Annotated in this window: 15 protein-coding genes; 6 read left to right on the top strand and 9 right to left on the bottom strand. The window is 71.2% G+C overall.

Going from position 1 to position 14,180, the window contains the following annotated elements; translation table 11 throughout:
* Positions 1-248: fibronectin type III domain-containing protein (locus VMS22_15490; GenBank protein HXJ35436.1), on the bottom strand; the 248-nt coding region annotated here is incomplete at its 3' end.
* A 118-nt stretch (positions 249-366) separates the two neighbouring features.
* On the opposite strand from VMS22_15490, the gene VMS22_15495 reads away from it, so the two are divergent.
* On the top strand, positions 367-633 hold the full coding sequence (locus tag VMS22_15495; protein ID HXJ35437.1) for a hypothetical protein: 267 nt from the start codon (positions 367-369) through the stop codon (positions 631-633).
* A 77-nt stretch (positions 634-710) separates the two neighbouring features.
* Here VMS22_15495 and VMS22_15500 read toward each other — a convergent pair whose 3' ends face one another.
* Together VMS22_15500 and VMS22_15505 are read right to left on the bottom strand one after the other, a co-directional pair.
* A complete protein-coding gene (locus VMS22_15500; GenBank protein HXJ35438.1) occupies positions 711-1,019 on the bottom strand; it encodes an HdeA/HdeB family chaperone in 309 nt (102 codons plus the stop codon).
* 39 nt (positions 1,020-1,058) lie between these two features.
* Positions 1,059-1,547: a hypothetical protein gene (locus tag VMS22_15505; protein ID HXJ35439.1), complete on the bottom strand. Its 489-nt coding sequence runs from the start codon at positions 1,545-1,547 to the stop codon at positions 1,059-1,061.
* Positions 1,548-1,698: 151 nt separating this feature from the next.
* Here VMS22_15505 and VMS22_15510 point away from each other — a divergent pair, with 151 nt between their 5' ends.
* Positions 1,699-2,250 carry a LemA family protein gene (locus VMS22_15510; GenBank protein ID HXJ35440.1) on the top strand — a complete coding sequence of 184 codons (552 nt, stop codon included), beginning with the start codon at positions 1,699-1,701 and terminating at the stop codon, positions 2,248-2,250.
* Positions 2,251-2,254: 4 nt separating this feature from the next.
* Positions 2,255-3,961, top strand: a complete 1,707-nt coding sequence (locus VMS22_15515) for a DUF2207 domain-containing protein (protein HXJ35441.1) — start codon at positions 2,255-2,257, stop codon at positions 3,959-3,961.
* A gap of 22 nt (positions 3,962-3,983) precedes the next feature.
* Here VMS22_15515 and VMS22_15520 read toward each other — a convergent pair whose 3' ends face one another.
* Positions 3,984-5,117, bottom strand: coding sequence for a hypothetical protein (locus tag VMS22_15520; GenBank protein ID HXJ35442.1), 1,134 nt, complete (start codon positions 5,115-5,117; stop codon positions 3,984-3,986).
* A gap of 173 nt (positions 5,118-5,290) precedes the next feature.
* Between VMS22_15520 and VMS22_15525 the strand changes: the two genes are divergently transcribed.
* A complete protein-coding gene (locus VMS22_15525) occupies positions 5,291-7,036 on the top strand; it encodes a hypothetical protein (protein ID HXJ35443.1) in 1,746 nt (581 codons plus the stop codon).
* Positions 7,037-7,112: 76 nt separating this feature from the next.
* Here the strand turns inward: VMS22_15525 and VMS22_15530 are convergent, their stop codons facing one another.
* The gene (locus VMS22_15530) at positions 7,113-7,361 is read right to left on the bottom strand and encodes a hypothetical protein (GenBank protein HXJ35444.1); all 249 of its coding nucleotides are present in this window, start codon (positions 7,359-7,361) and stop codon (positions 7,113-7,115) included.
* Here VMS22_15530 and VMS22_15535 point away from each other — a divergent pair.
* On the top strand, positions 7,336-8,424 hold the full coding sequence (locus VMS22_15535; GenBank protein ID HXJ35445.1) for a hypothetical protein: 1,089 nt from the start codon (positions 7,336-7,338) through the stop codon (positions 8,422-8,424). The genes VMS22_15530 and VMS22_15535 overlap by 26 nt on opposite strands.
* Before the next feature lie 166 nt (positions 8,425-8,590).
* Here VMS22_15535 and VMS22_15540 read toward each other — a convergent pair whose 3' ends face one another.
* A complete protein-coding gene (locus VMS22_15540) occupies positions 8,591-9,373 on the bottom strand; it encodes an SGNH/GDSL hydrolase family protein (GenBank protein HXJ35446.1) in 783 nt (260 codons plus the stop codon).
* 42 nt (positions 9,374-9,415) lie between these two features.
* Positions 9,416-9,910, bottom strand: a complete 495-nt coding sequence (locus VMS22_15545; GenBank protein ID HXJ35447.1) for a hypothetical protein — start codon at positions 9,908-9,910, stop codon at positions 9,416-9,418.
* A 184-nt stretch (positions 9,911-10,094) separates the two neighbouring features.
* On the opposite strand from VMS22_15545, the gene VMS22_15550 reads away from it, so the two are divergent.
* Positions 10,095-11,321: a hypothetical protein gene (locus VMS22_15550; protein ID HXJ35448.1), complete on the top strand. Its 1,227-nt coding sequence runs from the start codon at positions 10,095-10,097 to the stop codon at positions 11,319-11,321.
* A 5-nt stretch (positions 11,322-11,326) separates the two neighbouring features.
* Here VMS22_15550 and VMS22_15555 read toward each other — a convergent pair whose 3' ends face one another.
* On the bottom strand, positions 11,327-12,529 hold the full coding sequence (locus tag VMS22_15555; protein HXJ35449.1) for a hypothetical protein: 1,203 nt from the start codon (positions 12,527-12,529) through the stop codon (positions 11,327-11,329).
* A gap of 27 nt (positions 12,530-12,556) precedes the next feature.
* Positions 12,557-14,164 (bottom strand): NAD(P)/FAD-dependent oxidoreductase, encoded by a 1,608-nt coding sequence (locus tag VMS22_15560; GenBank protein HXJ35450.1) that lies wholly within the window; start codon positions 14,162-14,164, stop codon positions 12,557-12,559.
* Positions 14,165-14,180: the final 16 nt, after the last annotated feature.

Below are 14,180 nucleotides of genomic sequence, written 5' to 3' on the forward strand. Positions count from 1 at the left end.
GTGATCGTCTGGTTGCCACCCCTGTCGACTGCCAGCACTTCGAATCCGTACTCCGTGGCCGGCTGCAGGAACTCGGGCGGTACGGTGACGCTCGTCGTCGTGCCCGGCACCTTCACGTCGAACACGTGGAAGTCGTCGTGCTCGATGATCACTTCGTACCCGACGACGTCGATGCCGGCCGGCGTCGTCACCGGGTTCCATGCGATGACGGCGTGGGCGGGATCGAGCGTCCCGGGTGAGACGATCACCGGGCTTCGGGGATCTGGTGCGCGCAACATCTTGCGGGGACGGCTCGGGCCGTCCCGGAAGACCCCGGGCGATGTGGCAATCTTGCGTCCGGCGCAGCGTTGCCCGATAAGAGCCGCCGTGACGAACGCCCCGGTATGGCCGCTCCTCCTGCTGACGGCGACGCTCGGCGCGTGCAGCGCCGCCAGATCGCACCCGTCCTCCCACCTGGAATGGCAGAAGGCATCCGACGTCGCGACGCCGCTCGTCGAGGCCCGACGAAGCTGCAAGGTCCAGACGGCGGCCGACACGTTGGGCACGCCGGAGCGCCCGGCCGCGGTCGACGCCGACTTCGTCAAGTGCATGCGCGCCGCCGGCTGGACTCTCCTCGATCACGGAACCGAGTAGCGGGCGCCGCGCCGCGCGGGACGGCAGCGAGAAATGGCGGGACCCGCCCTGCCCGGCGGGCCCCGCGCGGTTGTCCTCTAGAGGTAGCTCTTGAGCTTCTGCCAGAGCGTCTCTTTGGGCGTCTTCTTGCAGTCGTCGACCAGCGCGCCGATCGGCTGACCGAACTTGTCGAAGGCGACCGTACCGACCGCGGCCTCGCCCTTGGCGGCCTGATAGCCGTCGACCCAGAAGGCGATCTTGTTCCGGTCGCTCTCGTTCAAGGCCAGGAACTCCTCGCAGGTGATCTGGTCGACCTGCTTGCTCGTGGCGCTCGCTGGATTCGCGGCGGCGAGACCACCGAGCATCATGCCGGCGGCGATCAGACCCACGACTCGACCCGTTTGCATGGCTCACCTCCTTGTAGGTTGTCGATCCGATGCCCCTCATCACTTGGGACAGGCGCCTTCGTTCCACTTGCAGCCCGACGGCAGGCGGCCGTCCGCGAACATCGAGCACTCGGCCTTGCAGTCGAAGTTCGTCATGCCGGGCTTGCATTCGAAGCGATCGTCGCCGACGGGCTTCAGCTTCGGCATGCAGCAGCAGCCCGTGGGCGCGCCCCGCGGCTCGCCGGTCTTCGGATTGATGTCGGCTCCGCATGATTCGGCGATCCAGCCGCCGTACGAAGGCCTGGTGGCCTGCGTCCAGGACGCGCCGACGTAGTCGTCCCACATCTTCTTCCAGTCCTTGATCTTCGGGAACGTCGGGGCCTTCGGCTGGGTGGCGAGACAATCCGCCTGCGTCTTCTCGCCACAGCGCCAGGCGACGCCTTCGACGACGCAGCAGCAGCCCTTCTCCGTCATCGGCGGGGGCTGCGCCGTGACCGATGTCGCCACTGCGAGCAGCGCCAGAACCGCCAGCATGGATCGCTTCGTCATGACCCCTCCATGGGACGAATCGAGAGCGTCCTCATCGGCCAGTTCGCCCTTCGAGGTCAAGGCCCCCGGGGAGGCCGTCGCCCGCTTGAGACTGTGCCGGCGGTCGTGCTTTCGTGCTGTAGCGACACGCTCGATGACGGAGGGTGGTGGGATGGTGTTGACGGTGGTCGTGCTGGTCGGCGTGACGGCACTGCTCGTCACGCTCTACAACCGGTTCATCCGGCTGCGGAACGCCGCCGAGTCGGCCTGGAGCGACATCGACGTGCAGCTGAAGCGCCGGTGGGAGCTCGTCCCAAACCTGATCGAGACGGTCAAGGGCTACGCGGCCCACGAGCGCACGACCTTCGAGGAAGTGACGCGCGCCCGCGGCGCCGCGATGCAGGCGTCCGCCCCGGCCGACAAGGCGCAGGCCGAGGCCGCGCTCACCACCTCGCTCCGGAGCCTGTTCGCCGTCGCCGAACGGTATCCCGACCTGCGCGCCAGCCAGGGATTCCTGGAGCTCCAGGCCGAGCTGGCGCGCCTCGAGGACGCCATCCAGAACGCACGCCGCTACTACAACGCCGTCGTGCGCGATCTGCACACGGCGATCGAGACGTTCCCCGGCAACCTCGTCGCCGGCAGCTTCGGGATCGCGCGCCGCGACTACTTCGAGCTCGGCAGCGAGACCGAGCGCAGCGCCCCGCGTGTCAGCTTCGCGACGTAGCGCGATGGCGGGTCGCCGCGTTCGCCGGCTCGTCCTCGCCGCGCTCGCCTTCGCGTGGCCGGCGCACGCCGAGCGCATCGTCGACTTCGACGTCTCCCTCGACGTTGCGTCCGACGGCACGATGGCGGTCGAGGAGCGCATCCGGTGGGATTTCGAGGGTGCACAGAAGCACGGCATCTTCCGGGAGATTCCGCTCGCGCAGGACCCGCTCGGCGCATCGTCGCGCACGATCGGCTTCGTCGCGGGTCCGGTCACCGACGGCGCGGGCGCGGCGTTGCCGATGATCGAAACCGATTCGGGCGGCTACGCCCGCCTGCGCATCGGCGACCCGAATCGGTTGGTCGGCGGGGTCCAGGAGTACGGCATCCGGTATCGGGTCACGCGGACGGTTCGCTTCTTCGACGATCACGACGAGCTCTACTGGAACGCGACCGGAACCGAGTGGCAGATCCCGATCGAGCACGCGGCGGCGCACGTGAGGGTACCGCCGGTCGGCGACGCGGCGTTGCGGCTCGCGTGCTTCACCGGACCGAAGGGATCGCGCGAGCAGGCGTGCGACGCGCGGCCCGCCGGCGGCCGCGCCGACGTCGTCGCGCGCGGCCGGCTCGGCCCACAGGAGGGTCTGACGCTCGTCGTCGGCATGCCGGCGGGCACGATCGCGCGGCCGACGGCCGCGCAGGAGTCGCTCGACGCCGTCCGCGATTCGGGCGTGGCCTGGACGCTGCTGCCGGTGCTGGTGCTGACCACGATGGGCGTCACCTGGCGGCGCTTCGGTCGCGACGTCGGGATCGGCCAGGCGGTCGCGGTGCAATACGAGCCGCCGGCCGGCCTCACGCCGGCCGAGGTGGGAACGCTCTTCGACGAGCGCGCCGACCTGAAGGACGTCACCGCCACCATTCTCGACCTGGCGATCCGCGGTTGGCTTCGTATCGAGGAGGTCGAGACCGGGCGCATGCTCTTCTTCTCGGGCAAGGACCACCGGCTGACCCGCCTGCCGGATCCGCAGGGGCAGCGCCTCGAGCCGCACGAGGCGAAGCTCGTCGCCGGCCTCTTCGAGCACGGCGCGACGAGCGTTCTCGTCTCGGACCTGCGCGAGAAGTTCTACGCGCACCTGGGCCCGATCCAGCGAGTGCTCTACGCCACGCTGTCGCGCGAGAGGGGCCTGTTCACGTTCGATCCCGACCGCGAGCGGCTCGCCTTCCGCACGGCCGGAATGGCCGTCGCGTTCGGCGGGTTCCTCGCCTTCGCGCGGTTCGGACCGATCGCGGCCGCGTCGCTCCTGGTGTCGGGACTCGTGATCGCGCTCATGGGCCGCGTCATGCCCCGCCGAACCCGCAAGGGACGCGAGATCTACGAGCAGATCGTGGGACTGCGCGAGTTCATCGCGCGGGTGGAGGCCGATCGTCTCGAGCGGCTCGGTGGCCGGACCGCGGGGACGTTCGAGAAGATCCTGCCATTCGCCATGGTGCTCGGCGTGGGCGATCGATGGGCGCGGGCCTTCGCCGGCATCTATGCCGTGCCGCCGTCATGGTACGCGGGCTCGTCGAGCAACGGCGCCCTCCAGCCCTCCGACCTCGTCGATCGAGTGGGGCACTCGCTCGACAGCATGGGGCGCGCCCTCGCCTCCCGGCCGTCCAGCTCGGGTTCGAGCGGCTTCAGCGGCGGCTCGAGCGGCGGCGGAAGCGGCGGCGGAGGCGGCGGGAGCTGGTGATGCACCGGCGGGCGATCGACGCCTACCGCCCGATCTGGTCGAACCCGAGCCCGACGTCCTGGCACCGGCCATCGACGCACTGCTGCGGGCTGAGGCACTGGTCGGTCGTGTCGCAGTGGGTGGAGGCGCGGGCGTAGATCGTGACGGAGCACTCCGTCCCATCCATCCGCCGGAACGTCCCCGACGCCGAGACGATGATCTCGTCCCGGCACACCTTGTCGACGCTGAAGCTCTCGCTCAGCACCTCGACGGGCGGGTTGCGCTGCGTGATGAAAAGCAGCGGATCCAGGTCCCACATGTGGGGCTTCCCGCCGCCGGGGCGGACGATGTCGACCGGCGCGGCCTGCGAGCTCGTCATCGAAACCGCCGTCTGGTCGGCGGAGAGCGCCCACGGCGTGAGCCAGCTCGCCTGCGGCAGCGTCGACGGGCGCGTCGCATACGGTGCCGCGATGTCGCTCGAGCTGTAGTTGTAGCGGAACCCCGCGCCCCCGAGCAGGTTCGGCACGTTCACCATGCACCCGACGGTGGCGCCCGAGCCGGTGGTGAACTGCCACTGCCCCGGGTCGGACACGTTCCCGGGCGGCCGCTCGAAGTACGAGGACTGATAGTCGAGGGTTGCGAGCACCGGCGCGGTGATCGGCGGATCCGGCAGACCGGACGCGCCCAAGAGATTGTAGACGCCGAACGCGGTCGCTCCCGCGCAGGTGTCGATCACGCAGCACGCCCCTTCGGTCGTCTTCACGGGCGTCGTGAGCTCGAGCTGGGTCTGGAAGCTCGCCGTGCACGCGGGGAGCGACGGGAAGTTGAGGTCGCAGATCGCAGGGGTCGCGAGGGTCGCGTCGATGATGCTCGCGGCCGGACAGTCCGACGTGTAGGCGGTGCACTGTCCCGCGCCAGGGCCACCGGGTCCATTCGGCCCACCGCCCCCGTCGTCGCCGCAGACCTGGTCGCCTCCGCGACACGCCTTCGTGATCCTTCCCTTGCACTTGTTGCGGCAGCGCGCCCGTTTCTTGCGCGTGAGCGACGAGCAGTCCTGCTTGCACGCGGTGATCTGCGGCTTGCAGGCCGACGCCTTGCATTCCTTCCGCGATGCCGAGTCCGCCGGCGCCACGAGAGCAGCCACGAACCAGAGCAACGCACCGAGCAGCCGTCCCATCATCTTTTCCTCATCGATGTCTCCAACCCGCGCGGGTGACATACATTCGCGACCGGCCGGGGTCCAGGACGCTTCGCCGGTCGGAGTCGAGGGATGGCTTCCCCGGGGGGTACGGAGTGCCTCGGCCCCGGATGCCGTTGCGCGCGGCGCCGCGACTGCGCTACCGCACGGTGATGGGTACCGTTCGTTGCACGACACTGCTCGCGTGCGCGCTCCTCGTCGCCACGGCGACGGCGGGCGTCGCTGCGCTCCCCGGAGCCTACGATCCGACGTTCAACGGCGGCGCGCCGTTGCTGCTCGACCTCGCGCTGACGGTGCCGCGGGTCACCCTTGCGCGCGGCGTCGTGTTCGATGCCGCGGGGCGGCTGATGGTGACGGGCTACACGAGCGACGAGAACGGCCGCGCCGCCGTCTTCCTCGCGCGCTTCGGCGCCGACGGCGTCATCGACGGCACGTTCGCCACCGGCGGCGTCGCCATCCACCAGGTGGGGCTCAGCGCGACGCCGGGGTCGACCGGGCAGGCGATCGGGCCACGCTCGGGCGTTCCCGGCTGGATCGTCGCCGGGCAGGCATCCGCCACCGACGCGCGGACCGCGGCGGTCGCGCTCGCGACCGACGCGAACGGCAACCTCGACCTCGGCTTCGGCAGCGGCGGCAGCGTGCGCGTCCAGCCGGCCGGACCTGCGCCGCAGGAGACCTTCCCCAACGGGAGCGCGGTGGGCCCCGATGGGCGGTCATACACCGCGGGCGCCCTTCAGGTCGATTCGACGACCGTCGATCTCTTCGTCGTCGCGATCGGTGCGGACGGCATCCCGGTCGCGAGCTTCGGCAACCAGCCGGGCGCGTACGTCGTGTCGTTGTCGGAATCGACGCCCATGAGAACGTACGGCGCCGGCATCCTTCCGACCTCGTCGGGACTGCTCGTGAGCGGCGCGACGATGGACGCCGTCGGCCGCTCGGAGCTCCTCCTCCTGCGGCTCACCGCCGCGGGCCAGCTGGATTCGAGCTTCGCGGGCGGCGCGGGCTTCGTCCGCCTGCAGACGGCCGACCCCACGCCCATGACGCGCGACTCGGGCGGGGGCACCGTCGCCGTCGGGCCCGACGACGAGATCTACGTCGCCGGGGGCGCGGGCGACAGCGACGGCCGCCCCGCGGTGGCCCTCACGCGCTTCACGCCGGCCGGGGTCCTGGACCCCACGTTCGGCACGGGCGGCACCCGACGGATCCAGACGGCGCCGACCGGAAAACACTTCAGCTCGGGCGCGGCCGGCGTGGTCGTGCAAGCCGATCGCCGCATCGTCGTCGCCGGTTCCAACAACGACGGCACGAACGGTCACACCGAGGGCTTCCTCATGCGCCTTCTCGAGAACGGCGACCTCGACCCGAGCTTCGGCACAGGGGGCATCGCCTCCGTGCTTCCCGAGGACGAGTCGTTCCCGCTCTCGCTCGCGTTGGCGCCGGACGGTGCGTCGGTGATCGTCGCAGGCATCTCGAACGGCCCGCCGCCCAGCGGCACGCCGCGCGGGCTCGTCGCGCGCGTCCTGCTCACCGAGGTGAATCCTCCACCTCCACCACCACCGGGCGGATGCGCCGCGGCGCCCTCGATCGACGGTGCGCGCTGCCGCATCGCCCTGCTCCGCGCGGCGGTGGAGGCGGCGCTTCCCGACGGCGCCTCGCGACGGCGGCTCGTGTCGGCCCTCACGGGCGCCGACGACCGTCTCGCCGCCACCGGCGGCCTCACCGGGCGGAAGCTCCGCCGCAAGCTGAAGCAGGCGGCGGCGCGCATGGGTCGCGTGCGACGTCAGCTCGCCGCGCGGAAGCTGCGCCGCACGCTCGATGCGGGCACGCTCGCGGGACTCGTCGCGCAGGCGAGCGCGCTCGGGGACGAGATCGGGGCGCTGCGCGCCGGCGCATCGTGAGGTGACCCTCCGCGATCCCGCGCGCGGCTCGATCGAGCCGACTCGCCGAGCAGCTCGTTCGATCGGGCGCAGGTCCTCACTGGGTGCGGCATTGCTTGCAGCACTGGGTGTCGGGCCCGGTGCCGATCAGAGCGCAGACCAGACCCGGCGAGCCGCACGAGGCGTCGTCGGTGCAGGCCATCGGGGTGCACATGTCCGTGTCGACGCACACGTTGTCCGGCGGCGGTGTCACGTGGGGACGGCAGTCGCTGTGACCGGGACAGAACTCGCTGCACGGACCGGGGCCGAAGCACATCGAGATGAGCGTCGTCGTCGTCGTACCCATGTCGCCGCCCAACGTGGAGGTCGTCGACGAGCTGGTGGACGTCGAGCTCGTCGACGACGAGCTGCTCGTCGACGAGCTGGTCGTCGTCGAGGTGGAGGTCGTCGAGCTGGTCGACGTCGTCGTGGTCGGCGCGGCCGTGGTCGTCGTAGGCGTCGTGGACGAGCTCGTCGTGGTGGGCGCCGCGGTGGTGGACGTCGACGTGCTGGTCGGGGCCGCGGATGTGCTGGACGAGGACGTGGTGGTCGACGACGTCGACGTCGTCGGCGCCGCGGTGGTGGACGTCGTCGTCGTGGTGGTCGTCGATGAGCTGACGGTCGAGGTGGTCGGCGCTGCCGTGCTGGACGTGGACGACGTCGTCGTGGTGGGGGCCGCGGTGGTTGGCGTGGCAGTAGTCGACGTCGTCGTCGTGGTCGGCGCCGCGGTGGTGGACGTCGACGTGGTGGTGGACGTGGAGGTACTGGACGTCGTCGTCGTGGACGACGTGGTCGACGTCGACGTGGAGGTGGACGTGGAGGTCGTCGTCGACGTGGTCGTCGACGCGATCGTGGTGGTCGAGGTGGTGGTGGTTTCGGGCGGCGTGGCACACGTGCCGTCGTCGGCGCAGGCGTCGAACGTGCTGAACAATCCCACCATGGCGCCGCAGGCGCTCCCCTTGGTGCACTTCTCGGCCGATCCGACGACCGACGCCTTCACGTTGCCGTTCTTCTTGAGGACGCAGCACACGACGGCGCCGGGCTTGCCGCAGGTGGATGCGCCCTCGCACTTCCCGACGAGCCTGCGGCATGCCTTGTCCGGGATGAGGGCCGTGACGTTGGCCAGCTTGAGCGCGCCCTGCACGCACTTCTTGTACTTCTTGTGCGTCTGGCCCTCTCGCGTGCAGCCGCACGTCTCCTGGATGATGCTGCGCGCTTGTTCGATCGCCTCGGTATCGGAGCACTTCGAACTCGTGCACTGCGCGAAGCCGCGAGGTGCGAGGAGGCCGATCAGCACGACCGTCAACGTTGCGGCATACAGCGATCGCATGTTTCGACCCTCCCCGTTCATGGATAGCGCGGCATCGTGATGCCGCGTCGCTGCGCTCGTCGAGTCGGGTCGGTCTTACGACGAACGGAGGGAGAGCGTCGAGCCCGACCAAAGTCGTAGGTGCGACCCACGACCCTCAGGTCCCTCCGTTTGAGCTACCCGGGTTCGCGCCGGCACCCGCAGTCGCGGCGCCACGCCGACGCGCGCTACTGGCGCACCAGCCCGCGGCGGACGAGCTCCTCGGCGAGCACGTCCGCGAGCACCTGATAGCCGTCGCCGTTCGGGTGGACGTCGTCGGCGAGCAGGCGCGGCCAGTCGCGCTCGCCGAAGCGCTCGCCGGTCGGCAGGTGGTCGGGAGCGAGCGTGCCGACGGCCGCGTTCAACGCGGCCACGCGCGCGGGTGGATCGCGGTGGTTCGGAAGCGCCGTCCCGAGCAGCACGGTCGCACCCGTCGCCCGCGCCTCCGACACGATGGTCGCGAGCCGGGCGACGGTGCGCGCGACGACTTCGGGCGGCGCCGGGTCGGTCCGCTCGTAGTAGACGTCGTTCACGCCGAGCAGCACGACGACGACGTCGGGGCGATCTCGCTCGAGCGTCGCCCGGAGCAGCGAGCGGCCGGGGGGTGGCAGCGGGGCCGTACCCCAGCGCTCGCGAAATCGCTTCCACCAGTCGTCCTCGGCCGCGGCCTCCCGGGAGTCGAGGAGCCAGAGCCGCGTCGACGCACCGCCGACGCCGCGATTGACGACGCGGGCGCTCGCTCCGAGACGTGTCTGAAGCCGCCCCGGATAGCCGCCCGCGTCGTCCGTCGATCCGACCCGCGTCACGCCCTCGGTGATGCTGTCGCCGATGCACACGATCGTCGGCGCGTCGTGCCCGCACCCGCCGAAGACGATACCGCTCGCGACCAGCGCCGCCGCCAGCCACGCCCGCCGGCGAGCGCCCGGCCCACCACCGCCCGAGCGACGTCGCCTGCATCGTCCGCGCGGCATGTCCCCGTGGCCGAAGGCGATACCACTCTCGCCTTCGCCGGCTCAACGGGCCGTGGGAGAGCGCGCACCGTCCCCATTGACCCCCGGCGTGCGAACACGATTCATTGCGCTCGCGTGCAGCGACGCGACGTTGGGCCCGCCGTGGGGCTCGTCCTCCTCTTCGGTCTCTTCCTCGTTTCCTCGTGGCAGCGATGGGGCGATTTCGACGTCGACTACGGGCGCGAAATGTTCGTCCCGCTGCGGCTCGTCCAGGGCGACGTCCTGTACCGCGACGTGCGCTATCCGTACGGTCCCTTCTCGCCGTACCTCCACGCGATCGGCTACCACCTCTGGCGCCCGCACCTCGGCGTCCTCTACGCGAGCGGCATCGGCACGACGATCGGCGTCGTCGTCCTGCTCTACGGCATCGCGCGCATGCTGACGATGCCCGGGGTCGCAACGCTCACGACCGCGCTCGCCGTCGTCGACCTCATGGTCTTTCCGGGCGAGCCGGGCACGTTCAGCTACGTCTTCCCCTACGCGTATCCGGCGCTGCACGGGCTCTTCTTCCTGCTGGCAGCGCTCCTGGGATCGCTCTGGCTCCTGGGCGGCGGCGGCCCGAAGACGGCGATCGCGACCGGTGGCGCGATCGGCCTCGCGCTCCTCACCAAGCCGGAATTCGGCTCCGTGGCCGTCGGGGTCGGCGTCCTGACGTCGTGCCTCCTCCCGAGGACGCGAGACGGTGCGGGTCGTCTCGTCGCCCTCGTCGGCGGCGGCGCGATCGCCGTCGCGGCGGGCGGGTGCCCTCCTGTCGCTCGCCGTCCCGCTTGGAACGGTGCTGCACCGGGGTCTCTTCGCGCCCGAGTATTTCCAGACGGGACACACGATCCTGGCGTACATCGCCGGCCTTCGTCCCGGATACACCTGGACGGAGGCCGCCACGACCATCCTCGCGACCTGGGCGGGCGGCGCGATCGTCTACGCTCCGCTCCTCGCGATCGCCGCCGTCGCCGGGATCGCCGCCGCGCGGCTGCGGGTCGGGGCACGCCTGGCCGGCATCGTCGTCGCGGTGATCGCCGCGACGTGGGCGTGGTGGCGCGCCGTGCACGCGCTACCCCGGCCCATGTTCGACGTCCCGCAAACCCTACTCATGGTGCGGGCCGTGGCCTTGACGCTCCGGCGCTACGACGTCCTCCCGCTCGTGCTTCTCGCGGTCGTCGTGTGCGACGCCGTCGCGATCCGCCGAGCGAGGCCCGCGCCACCCGCGCGTGTCCGCCGCCTACTCGTCGCGGCGACGGGCTTCGTCCTTCTCGCGCGCGTGCCGGCGGCCCTCGTGCCTTGCCAGTATGCCAACTTCTACCTGCCGGTCGGGATCGTCCTTCTCGGTCACGCATCGATGGACGAGCTGCCTCGCCTGCTGGCGCGCCTCGGCGCGAACCGCGACGCCTGCCGTGCCGCCGTGGCGACCGTCGTCGCGATCTGGACGATTGCAGTCGGCGCCTTGCGCTATCAGGCCTGGGCAGCCCGCGACGTGCCCGTCGAGACGAGCCGCGGGACGCTGGTGGTGTTGTCGGCGAACCCCCGCGCGACGGCGTATCGCGAGGCGCTCGCGTGGCTCGAGCGCGAGGCGCCGCCCGACGCCACCCTCCTCGCAATCCCGCGCGGCACCTCCCTCGAGTTCCTTTCCGGCCACGGCAACCGCCTGTACGAAACGAGCCTCGTCGCGGTCATTCCCGACGCGGCGGCCGAGCGCGCGTACGTGCAGGCGCTCGAGCGCGATCCGCCGAGCGTGATCGTCACCTCCGAGGAACGACAATCCGAGTACGGGCGGGGTCGATGGGGTATCGCGGACGGCGTCGAGATCGCACGTTGGGTGCGGTCACGGTACGTTCCGGCAGCGCAGGTCGGGCCGCCGCGGATACGCCTTGCGATCTGGCGACTGCCACCGGCGCGGCCGGCGGCCCAATGACACGCCTACGCGGCGCCCCGCCCCCGTGACGCCACGAGGCCGCGGGCAGCTCCGCGTACGCGCGGATCGGAGAAGCGGAAGACGGCGCGGTCGAGCCAGTAGTGCCAGAAGCCCGTCGTGAATCCGAGCGCCACGAGCGCCGGCACCCACGACGAGGTCCGCAGCGCCGCGGCGAACGCGCCGAAGATGCGCTCGGCGTAGAACGGCCCCGCGTCGTCGACCGCCTCGACCTCCATCACCGGGAGCAGCAGCACGGACAGCGCGGCGAGCGCGAGAGCCAGCGCCCATGGCCGTCGGTTGATCGCGTGCAGCGCACGGCGCCATCGCGAGCGGACGGGATCCGGCTCGGCTTCGGCGACGAGCGTCGTCAGGCCGACGGACACGATCCAGTGCTGCGCCGTCCACAGCACGACGAACACGAAGGGGACGCGCACCTGGAACGCCACGACCACCATCACCCCCAGGCCGGCGAGGTAGAGCGCGCGCGGAAGGGACGGACGGGCCGCGCGCGCCTCGACCAGCAACATCCCCATCGTGCTCGCGCAGACGATGATGGTCGCGACGTCGGCGATCGTCCCGGCGGCGGCGGCGACCCGGTCGGGATCGAGCCAGGGATCGACCCAGACGTCGATGAAGCAGACGGTCCCCGCCACGACCTCGGCCGCGAACACGAACACGCCGCCGATGACGAGGGCGTAGACGCGATCCAGGCGCCGGAGGCCGCCCCTGCGGCCCGCCCGCGCGCGATAGACGCTCAACACGCCGAAGTGCTGGGCGGCGAAGTGATACGTGACGAGCAGGTAGTCGACGATGGCGAGGACGGTCACCCGCTCGGCGCGCGACCAGGGCAGCGCCCCGTCGTCGGGCAGCAGGATGGCGAAGCAGCCGATGGCGATCACGCACGGGATCACCAGGAACCGCACCGGCTCGGCTCGGAGCAGCGGACGATAGGCCGTCGTGCAGTAGGCGAGCCACGTCGACCCGACGCGATGCCCGAGCCAGAACAGCGCCGTGAGCCCGCAGTAGAAAACGTCGAGCGACGGCGGGTGCGGATCCTCGCTCCCTCGCGAGAGGAGCAGGACGAGCGGCGCCAGCCAGAGCGCCGGGAGCATCCACGCGGCGTCCCACGCGAGCCCGCGCACCCAGGGATGCGGACGGACCTCGGTCCGGGCGGGCAACGCGGCGACGGCCTGGCTCACGGCGCTCATCGTCCCGACGCCCGGCGCGCCGCGACCCTACGCGGCGCTTCGCGCGGGCGATCGCGTGGCGGCGCCGAGCGCTTCGGCGACCTCGTACGCGGCCCCGTACCCTGGCAGGAACGTCACGCCCGGGCCGGGGTGGCACGAGGCGCCGCAGAGATAGAGGTTCGCGATCGGCGTCGCGTGCGCCGATCCGGGCACCAGCAGGCGCCCGCCGATCATCTGCTCGGGGTGGATGAGACCGTGCGTGAAGTCGCCGTTCGTCGCGCCCTGCATGGCGGCGAAGTGATCCGACGAGAAGACGGCACGCTCGACGATGCAGTCGCGCAGGTCGGGCAGGAACTCCGAGAGCCGATCGATGATGCGCTCGGCCATCTCGTCGCGCAGGCGACCGCGCTCCTCGCGCGGCGCCTCGCACGGGAAGAAGAAGCCGTAGGTCGTCGCGATGTGGAAGCCCGCGGGCGCGAGGCTCGGGTCCATGACGGTGGGGATCTGCATGCCGACCGCCGGGTGCTCGGGGAGCTCGCCGCGACGGCACGCCTCGTAGCTCGCCTGCTGCAGCTCGGGATCGGGCACCAGCGTCGTGTTGAAGCGCGTGCGCGGATCGGCGTTCAGGTGCTCGAAGGGCGGCCCGTAGCTGGGCAGCCGACGGAGCTTGAAGAGGAGGTGCATGTACGCGCCGCGCTGCTCGATGGCCCCGATGCGCTCGGCCGTTCCGGCGTCGAGGTGCTCGCGGCCGACCAGCCCGAAGAAGGTCGCCGGCTTGTCCAGGTTCGAGACCACGGCGCGGGCGGTGAGCCGCGTGCCGTCGCGCAGCTCGACGCCGATCGCGCTCCCGTTCTCGACCAGAATGGAGCGGACGGGCGTCTTCGTGCGGACCTCCCCGCCCTTGTCGGCGATCGAGCGACAGAGCGCTTCAGAGAGGACTCCCATGCCGCCCTTCACGCGGCGCATGAGCCCGCCGCCCTCGTTCTGCGCGAACGTGTAGACGAGGCAGAGCGCGCTCCCCGGCGTGAACGGCCCCTTGTACGTCGACTGCACCGCCGCGAAGGCGACCAGCGCGCGGAGCGTCCGGTGCCGCTTGCGGTCGGGCAGGAAGCGGTCGACCAGGTCCATCGCGCTGCCGGTGAAGGCGAGCTCGATCTGCTTGCGCTTGCGCTCGTTCGGGGCCTTCTCGAGCAGCTCGCCCAGCGTCGGCGGAATGCTCCGCGGCGTGAAGCGGTGCATGAGGCTCGCCGGGTAGCTGCAGAACGCCATGAGGCGCACGAAGCCGATCATCGCCCGCACGCCGAAGTGCCGCAGGACGTAGCCGGCCATGCGGAGCGGGTTCGAGTAGAAGATGGCCGGCGGCGAGGACGTGGAGTTCAGGTTCGACGCCATGATCGGCAGGTCGATCAGCTCGACGCCGTAGCGCCCGAGCTCGAGCTCCTCGGCGACGCCCTTGGCGAGCGGAAAGAGCAGGCTCGCGCCCACGTCGTTCCGGCATCCGGCCAGGATCTCGCGCGTGCCGGCCATGCCGCCGACGTAGGCGTTCTTCTCGAGGCAGAGGACACGGAACCCGCGGGACGCCAGCAGCGCGGTGGCGGCGAGGCCGTTGTGGCCCGCGCCCACCACGATGACGTCGTAGTCGGGCGAGACGGTCATGCGGCGACGCTACACA

The organism is Candidatus Eisenbacteria bacterium, from assembly GCA_035577985.1.
Taxonomy (GTDB): Bacteria; Desulfobacterota; Binatia; order DP-6; family DP-6; genus DATJZY01.